At 69.6% G+C, this 7,592-nt stretch carries 7 protein-coding genes and 1 pseudogene; 6 read left to right on the top strand and 2 right to left on the bottom strand.

What is annotated here, in order from left to right:
* The first annotated feature begins 7 nt into the window (after nucleotides 1-7).
* From ABZW30_RS25755 to ABZW30_RS25770, 4 genes are all read left to right on the top strand, one after another.
* A complete protein-coding gene (locus tag ABZW30_RS25755) occupies nucleotides 8-997 on the top strand; it encodes an ABC transporter ATP-binding protein (protein WP_355673553.1) in 990 nt (329 codons plus the stop codon).
* Between the two features lie 77 nt (nucleotides 998-1,074).
* Complete coding sequence (locus ABZW30_RS25760; protein WP_355673554.1) at nucleotides 1,075-1,839, top strand: ABC transporter permease; 765 nt, start codon at nucleotides 1,075-1,077, stop codon at nucleotides 1,837-1,839.
* A 356-nt stretch (nucleotides 1,840-2,195) separates the two neighbouring features.
* A complete protein-coding gene (locus ABZW30_RS25765; RefSeq protein ID WP_355673555.1) occupies nucleotides 2,196-2,324 on the top strand; it encodes a hypothetical protein in 129 nt (42 codons plus the stop codon).
* A gap of 524 nt (nucleotides 2,325-2,848) precedes the next feature.
* Nucleotides 2,849-3,382, top strand: coding sequence for a CAP domain-containing protein (locus tag ABZW30_RS25770; RefSeq protein ID WP_355673556.1), 534 nt, complete (start codon nucleotides 2,849-2,851; stop codon nucleotides 3,380-3,382).
* Between the two features lie 273 nt (nucleotides 3,383-3,655).
* Here the strand turns inward: ABZW30_RS25770 and ABZW30_RS25775 are convergent, their stop codons facing one another.
* Nucleotides 3,656-4,795, bottom strand: coding sequence for an alpha/beta fold hydrolase (locus tag ABZW30_RS25775; RefSeq protein ID WP_355673557.1), 1,140 nt, complete (start codon nucleotides 4,793-4,795; stop codon nucleotides 3,656-3,658).
* A gap of 202 nt (nucleotides 4,796-4,997) precedes the next feature.
* Nucleotides 4,998-5,326: pseudogene (locus ABZW30_RS25780) on the bottom strand (antibiotic acetyltransferase); the annotation flags it as partial.
* A 648-nt stretch (nucleotides 5,327-5,974) separates the two neighbouring features.
* Between ABZW30_RS25780 and ABZW30_RS25785 the strand changes: the two are divergent.
* Nucleotides 5,975-6,964, top strand: coding sequence for an esterase family protein (locus tag ABZW30_RS25785; RefSeq protein ID WP_355673558.1), 990 nt, complete (start codon nucleotides 5,975-5,977; stop codon nucleotides 6,962-6,964).
* A gap of 11 nt (nucleotides 6,965-6,975) precedes the next feature.
* On the top strand, nucleotides 6,976-7,592 hold a 617-nt coding region (locus ABZW30_RS25790), incomplete at its 3' end, for a M23 family metallopeptidase (RefSeq protein WP_355673559.1).

Here is a 7,592-nt window from a genome sequence, read left to right on the forward strand (position 1 = left end):
GAAACGCATGAGTCACGCCGTCACCGTCAGCGAACTCGTCAAGCGCTACCACCCGCACGCACCGGCCGCCGTGGACGGTCTGAGCTTCACAGTCGACCGGGGCGAGGTCTTCGGCCTGCTCGGTCCGAACGGGGCGGGGAAGTCCACCACCGTCGGGGTGCTGACCACCCGGATCCTGCCGACCTCGGGCCGGGCCCTGGTGTTCGGCACGGACGTGGTGGCCCGACCGGCCGCGGCCAAGCGGTTGCTCGCGGTCGTGCCACAACGCCAGAACCTGGACCGCTCCCTGGACGTCCGGCAGAACCTGCTCTTCCACGCGCGCTACCACGGCATCGGCAAGACGGAACGGCTCGGCCGCGCCGACGAGTTGCTGGACCTGATGGGGCTCACCGACCAGGCCGGTCAGCGGGTCGAGCGGCTCTCCGGTGGTCAGGCCCAGCGGGTCGTCATCGCGCGGGCACTGATGCACGCGCCCGAAGTGCTGTTCCTGGACGAGCCGTCGACCGGTCTGGATCCCCAGTCGCGGCTGTTCCTGCACCAGCGCATCCGTGAACTTCGCGACCGCGGTGTCACCGTGGTGCTCACCACCCACGATATGGACGAGGCCGAGAGCCTGTCCGACCGCGTCGGCATCGTCGACCACGGCGAACTCCTGGCGTTGGACACGCCGCGTGCGCTGACCGAGGCACTCCCCGGCCACGCCACGATCACCGCACAGGTGCACGGCGCGCAGGTGCCGGCAGACAAGATCGTCGCCGCGCTGGCGGAGCTACCCGGAGCCCACGCCGCCGAGCACGACGCGCCGCCGCGCGACACGGAAGCCGGCGGCAGCCACCACTTCCGGGTGCGCACCGACAAGGACCCGTCGGCCCTGCTGCCGGATGTGCTGCGCACCGTCGTGGACCTGGGGGCGGGGGCCGACCTGGTCGACCTGTCGATCGCCCGGCCCAGCCTCCGGGACGTATTCATCAGCCTGACCGGAAGGGAGCTGCGGTGACCGCCCTGACCGAAACCGCCGACCTGGCTTCGAGCCCTGGCACCGCCGACCAGCGACCGTGGCACAACATCCGTCCTGTGACTCGGACCTTCCTCGCGGTGCTGTGGCGCGACGTGTTCACCACGACCCGGCGGCCGACCCCGTTCCTCGTACAGGTGATCGTCCAGCCCTTGCTGCTGTTCTTCGTCTTCGGCAAGGTACTCGGTGAAGCCGGGTACACCAGAGGTGACTTCGGTGCGACGCTGCTGCCCGGCGTCATGGCGCTCAACGCGCTGCTCGTCTCGCTGCAGAACACCGCGATGCCACTGATCATGGATTTCTCGTGGTCCGGCGAGATCGAGGACAGGCTGCTCGCACCACTGCCGGGGCCTCTTGTCGCGGTGGCCAAGGTGGCGTTCGGGACGCTCTGCGGTCTGTTCGCCGGGCTGGTCATGGCACCGATCGGGTTCCTCGTGCTGGACACCGCGGGCTGGCCGCTCACGGCCTGGCCGGGCGTGCTGTTCATCCTCCTGCTCGGCTCGGCGACCGGCGCCGGTATCGGCCTGATGCTGGGCACGGTCGTGTCGCCGGACCGGATCAGCGTCACCTTCTCGCTCGTCCTGGCTCCATTGACGTTCACCGGATCGGTCCAGTACCCGTGGTCGTCCCTCGGCCATGTCCGATGGTTCCAGGTGATCTCCACGGTGAACCCGCTGACCTATGTCAGCGAGGGCCTGCGAGCCGTGACGCTGCCCGGTCTCTCGTCGATCCCCCTGTGGACGGACACCCTGGTGCTGCTGTTCGCCGCGGTGGTCGCCGTGGCGATCGGCATAAGGGGATTCATGTCGCGCGCGCTCGGCTGACGGTCGGGTCGTTCCCCTGGACCCCGGAAACAGCTGTGCCGACCGTTCGGGAGACCGGTCGGCACAGCTGTTCGCCGTAGGCTGCCGCATCGGACAACGGCCGACATCCGTTCGGACACCGCTCAGGGACTGGAATCAAAGGGTGTTGGGACGCTCCTGGGGCAGATCTTCCGGCGAAGGACCGACCATGGATGACGCACCGCCAGCGTCAAGTTCGTGCATGAATGCCCGTTTTCGCCTGTGGGTGCTCATCAGCGCTCATCGCGTGCGGCCCCAAACTGGCCCCCAAGGCTCCGGGTCGGCCCCAGCCGCGGCGAGTAACAGCAACCTGACGGCCCTTTCAGCAGACACCGTTGTTGGCGTACAGCAGCGTCGCCTTCCCCCGCGGCTACCTGCCCGAGGACAGCATGGACAAGATCCACCCCACCGAGCTCCCCCAAAGCGCCCCCGGACTACCCAACGCCACCAACGCGCACACCGAGTGATCGGCTACATCACGAAGGGGGCCATGACCGGCCACGTCCTGACGCGCACGTGCAGTCGGCTCTGTGCGGACGTCCAGCGAGGTCACGGTCACTCCGGGCAGCGCTCTGTGAGCTGATCGCTCACGCCGTGGCCAGGAGGGACGGCGGGCGGTCGGTCCGCGGAGCCGCCGGAGCGTCAGGCCCAGCGGATCCCCTTACTTGAAACAGCAATGAACTCGTATAACTCGGTCTCGGAGTCCGCCAGTTGGGAGAAACGGCGGGATTCGCGCCCACGATCCCTCGCCCCTCGGTGCGTCACCACCTACAAGACGTCTCCAGCGATGTCTCCAGTCGCTGCACAAACGCCCCGGACATAGGCTGGTGCTACCGACAGGCGGCCATGCGGCCGCCGACCAGACCGTTATGTCGCCGATGGCTTCCCGGTCATCGAATGTGCCAGCGTGCGGGCCGCTTCCGCGACGGCCGTGATCCACGTCGGCACTTGGGCACTTACTGCTGTTTTCCGTGCGACCAGGGGGGTCGCAATGAAGAATCCCACGCGGGCACACCGTCGCGTCACGACCGCCGTCGCAGCGGCGCTGATGACCGGAGGCATGATGCTCACGACGGTTGCCACCGCGACCGTCTCCAACTCGGCGGGATACCCCACCCAAATCAGCCCCGCCGAGCAACAGTCCATCCTCTCCGAGACCAACAGCGTGCGCCAACAGGCCGGCCAGCCGAGCTTGACCTGGGACAGCGGGCTCGCCTCCGCGGCCCAGGCTTGGGCTGACAACCCGGCGTCCACTGCGGGCGGCCAGCTGCACCACGGTTCGATAAGCAATGCCGCCGAGAACATGTCGGGCGCTGCACCGGCTCAGGCCACCGGGCAGTGGGCCAGCGAGAAGGCCGCCTACGACGCCGCTCCCAACCATGACACCAACAGCGCCGGTTACTACACCTGGGGTCACTACTACAACATGATCAACGGTAACTACCACAGGATGGGCTGCGGCGCGAAGAGCGGTGTTTCCATCCCCGGTCCCGGCTGGGTCGTGGTGTGCCAGTACGCGCCCTGACGCGCCCGGCACCCCCAATGCCGCTTGAGAGTTGGCCGAAGTAGTCGGTTACCGGGCTGCGGAGGTGGAATCGGCGTTCGCTTGGGTGGCGGGTAGGCTCGGTCGAGGTCATCCGGGTGGCTGCGCGGACCCGGGGGGATTCGGTGCCGTGCCCGGCGTATTGCGGTGCTCTCCAGAGTTCTGCGCTCTGCTGGGGTGAGTCGGTCATCCACCCCGCGGAGCGTCCGCCAGGGTTCGTCCGAGAGCGTTTCGTTCTGCCGGGCTCCCGCGAGGTCATGGCGCCGGGCTGATGGTGCCGTTCTCGTCCATCTCGAAACGACCCTCCGTCTTGCCGTCCACCTTGGCCTGGTCGAGCCAGTGTTTGGACAGGTTCTGCAGGTTCTTGTGCTGGACCTCCCAGGGCATCGAGTGGCCGGCGCATTGCACCGTGACCAGGAGTTTGTGCGTTCCGGTGATGGCGTCGTAGAGCGCGGGGACGTGGAAGTCGAGTGCCGGGTTCGGGCTGGGCGGTGTCGTGTTGGCCGTCTTGTCGAACTCGCCGTGCACGATCAGCACGGGCACGCTTCCGCCGAGGACGCCTCCCTGCCCCGCCGTCGTGTTGTTCCAGCCCCACGTGACGAAGTTCCGGTACCGGCTGACGCCCGCCGGCGTTCCGGACGACGGGGCGACCGGCCCCCAGGTGCGGCCGATGGGGTCGTTGTCCATCAGGGCGCTCCACACGACGTCGACCATGCCGGGCTCACGCTGGTCCGCGCAGTGCACCTCGTTGGTCCAGGCCTGATCGAAGCCCTTCAGGGTGAGCACGTGTGTGGGGAAGCCCGGCGCCGGCAGGGCCGGCGGGTTCGGCGGGCCCAGCGGAGGGAAGATCGGGGCGAGGAGGAACAGGCTCTCCACCTTCCCCGGATTCTTGATCGCGTACGGCCCCATCGCGAACGCGGCCGCCGACCAGCCGATGAAGGCAACCTTCGAGACGTTGCGTGTGCTGCGGATGTACTCGACGACGGTCGCGACCTCGTCCTGGTCGCTCTGGGAGTTGGTCAGGACGAAGGGGTAGCTCGCGGTACGCGGGCCCATCAGTGGGGGCATGACGGCACTCTGCTGGCCGGGATCGACATTGCACGGGTCCTCCATCCGGGGACGCGGCGACCGGCCCGAGCCCTGGAGGTCCATCAGGAAGACGTCGTACCCGGCCCGGGCGAGGGCGTCGGCCCACCCGTACGAGGTGTGCTGGAGATCGTAGGCAGCCAGCACCGGAACGCTCCTGCCGTGCAGCATGAGGACGGCCTTGCGGTCAGCGGGCGGACCGGGGGGCGTGCCGTCGTACTCCCGCACGAACAGCTCGACCTTCTGGCCCGCCGTTGCGGGGACGGTCGAGGTGTGCGGAACCGCGTGGTCGGTCATCGTGATGGTCATGGGTAGGCTCCTTGCCTGCCGAATCGGGGCAGTCATCCGTATGCAGCCCAACAGTCCGTGAGACGGCGGCTCCGCGCCACAGCAGAGCCGCCGTCCGGCGCAAGGGCCGCCGAGGTGGATCCCGCCCCGGGCTCACGCATGACGCCGGGCGAAGGCGCTGACAGGTGGGGCGCCGGCCGATCACGGTGGCGCTGCACTCGGTCAGCCCGGTGATCAGGTCGAAGTGCTCGGCCCGGGCTCCGACCGTGATCGGAAACGGAAGGTCGAAGGGCCGTCCATCCGGCGGTTGGTGCCGCTCATCACGAACCGCACCCCCTCGGCGAACGCGCAGAGATTCCCGACGACGAGCCACTCCGGCCCATAGCGCTACAGCACGTTGTAGCTCTCGAACGCCGTCCGGTCGTCCGGGTCGTCGTCGTACGAGTACTCGCCCACCTCGATCAGCGGCGAGGCCACCATCGGCTTGAGGAGCACCACCCGCAGCTGCTCGGGGAAGTGGTGCAGCACGGCCGGGTCGGGCACGGTGCGGATCAGGAGGCACCGCTTTCGGGTCGACGGAGCGTCAGGAGCGCGGCGTCCCACGTGCTCTTGCACGGCGGCAGTAGGCATCGGCGAAGCCCACACACCTGCGCGTCGTCGCCAACGACGAGGTCGAACCACCATTCGGCGCCATCCGTCTCGTCATCGGCGAACTCGGCCGCCCCGCGCTGCCCCGTGGCGGAGCCGGTCCCGTACCAGGCGCACACAGTCGCGTCGAAGAAGGCAATGACCGACCCGTGGGTAGCCGGCGGCCGTGCAGGAGCGGGACCTCGCCGCCCGGGCCGGGTGCGCCTCGGCCCAGCGGCGGCCACACACGTCCTCGTCGTCCAGCCGGTCGAAGGCCGCGGAGCCGAACCAGTCCGGCCGGGCCGGCTCTCCGCCCCCGCTGACGGCGTGTCCCGCTCGGTCGGCCTCGTTTCGGGCCCCGCTGACGGCAGATCGGCTGCCGCTGCCGACACGCCCCGCACGGCCGCGCCCCGAGCAGCCGCGGCCCGAAGGACAACAGTCTCGGCGCCCGGTCCGCTGCTGTCAGTCCGGATGGTTCCGGGTTCCGCGCCGCGCGGCGCGTGGCTACCGTCCCAACCGCTCGACACCCGGCGGTCCGGACGGGCCGCCGTCACGCGTCTTCAGGAGGTCACGGTGACCGCGCACCCTCTCACCCGTAGGAGCCTGCTCAAGTCCACCGGCTGGCTCGGCGCCGCACTGGCGCTGGGCGCCGGGGGCTCGTTGCTGTCGGCGAAGCCCGCGGCGGCCGCCGACAACGGCTTCGGGCTGACCATCGTGGACCGCAACGAGAGCGACCCGCGGATGTGGTACTACCGCTTCCAGACCTCCGCGATCGGCTGGAACCCCGCCGTGAACGTGCTGCTGCCGGACGACTACCAGTGGAGCGGCCGCACCTACCCGGTGCTGTACCTGTTCCACGGCGGCGGCACCGACCAGGACTTCATCACCTTCGACCGGATGGGCGTCCGCGACTGGACCATCGGCAAGCCGATCATCGTGGTGATGCCGGACGGCGGCCACGCCGGCTGGTACTCCAACCCGGTCACCTCCAACGTGGGCCCGCGCAACTGGGAGGAGTTCCACATCAACCAGCTGCTGCCGTGGGTCGAGGCCAATTTCCGCACCTTCGCCGAGTACGACGGCCGCGCGGTGGCCGGCTTCTCGATGGGCGGTTTCGGCGCGCTGAAGTACGCCGCCAAGTACTACGGCCACTTCGCCTCGGTCAGCGCCCACTCCGGCCCGGCCAGCCTGCGCCGGGACGGCGGCCTGGTGGCGCACTGGGCCAACGCCTCCTCCGCCGCGCTGGACCTGGCGGGCGGCACGATCTACGGCGCGCCGTTCTGGGACCAGGCGCGGGTGAGCGCCGACAACCCGGTGGAGCGGATCGAGAGCTACCGCAACAAGCGGGTCTTCCTGGTGGCCGGCACCAGCCCCAGCCCGGTCGACTGGTTCAGCAGCGTCAACGAGCCCCAGGTCCTGGCCGGGCAGCGCGAGTTCCGCTCCCTGCTCGACCAGGCCGGCATCCCGCACGACTCACACGAGGTGGACGGCGGTCACATCATCCGGCCCGACATGATGCGGCTCGACATCGACGGCATCATCGACCGCCTGCGCAAGGCGTGAGGGGCGCTCCGGTGTTCCCCTCCTTCTCCCGCCGCGCCTCGCGCCTGGCCCTGACCGCGGTCGCCCTGCTGCTGCCGGTCACCGTGCCGACCGCCCCCGCCGCGGCCGCCGGGTTCACGGCGTCCTGCCCGGCCGCCGGTTACATCTCCCAGGGCTACACCCCGGAGCACAACGGCATCGACATCGCCAACGACTACGGCAGCCCGATCTACGCGGTCGGCGACGGCCAGGTGCTGGTCTCCGGCCCGGCGCAGGGCTACGGCCAGTGGATCCGCATCCTGCACTCGGACGGGACCATCACCGAGTACGGGCACATGCGCGAGCGGGACGTGGCCACCGGCGACCACGTGACGGCCGGTCAACAGATCGCGCTGATGGGCAGCGAGGGCACCTCCAGCGGCCCGCACCTGCACCTGCGGGTCTGGGCCGACTCGAACGCGTCCGTGCGCACCGACCCGATCCCCTACCTCGCGGAGCGCGGCACCACCATGCCCTGCACACCGGGAACCGGACCCCGTCCGGCCCCACTGGTGTATCCGGCGAAGTCCGGCCGGGTGGTGTCCGCGCGTTCGGCGGACGGCCGCCTGGAGGTGTTCGCGGCCGGCGCGAACGGCGTCTCGCACGCCTG

Origin of the sequence: Kitasatospora sp. NPDC004669 (genome assembly GCF_040609455.1) — a bacterium.
Taxonomy (GTDB): domain Bacteria; phylum Actinomycetota; class Actinomycetes; order Streptomycetales; family Streptomycetaceae; genus Kitasatospora.

Excerpts from the sequence above, each read along its gene's own strand:
- ABZW30_RS25755 (WP_355673553.1), top strand. The coding sequence starts at position 8 with ATGAGTCACGCCGTCACCGTCAGCGAACTCGTCAAGCGCTACCACCCG.
- ABZW30_RS25770 (WP_355673556.1), top strand. The coding sequence starts at position 2,849 with ATGAAGAATCCCACGCGGGCACACCGTCGCGTCACGACCGCCGTCGCA.
- ABZW30_RS25775 (WP_355673557.1), bottom strand. The coding sequence starts at position 4,795 with ATGACCATCACGATGACCGACCACGCGGTTCCGCACACCTCGACCGTC.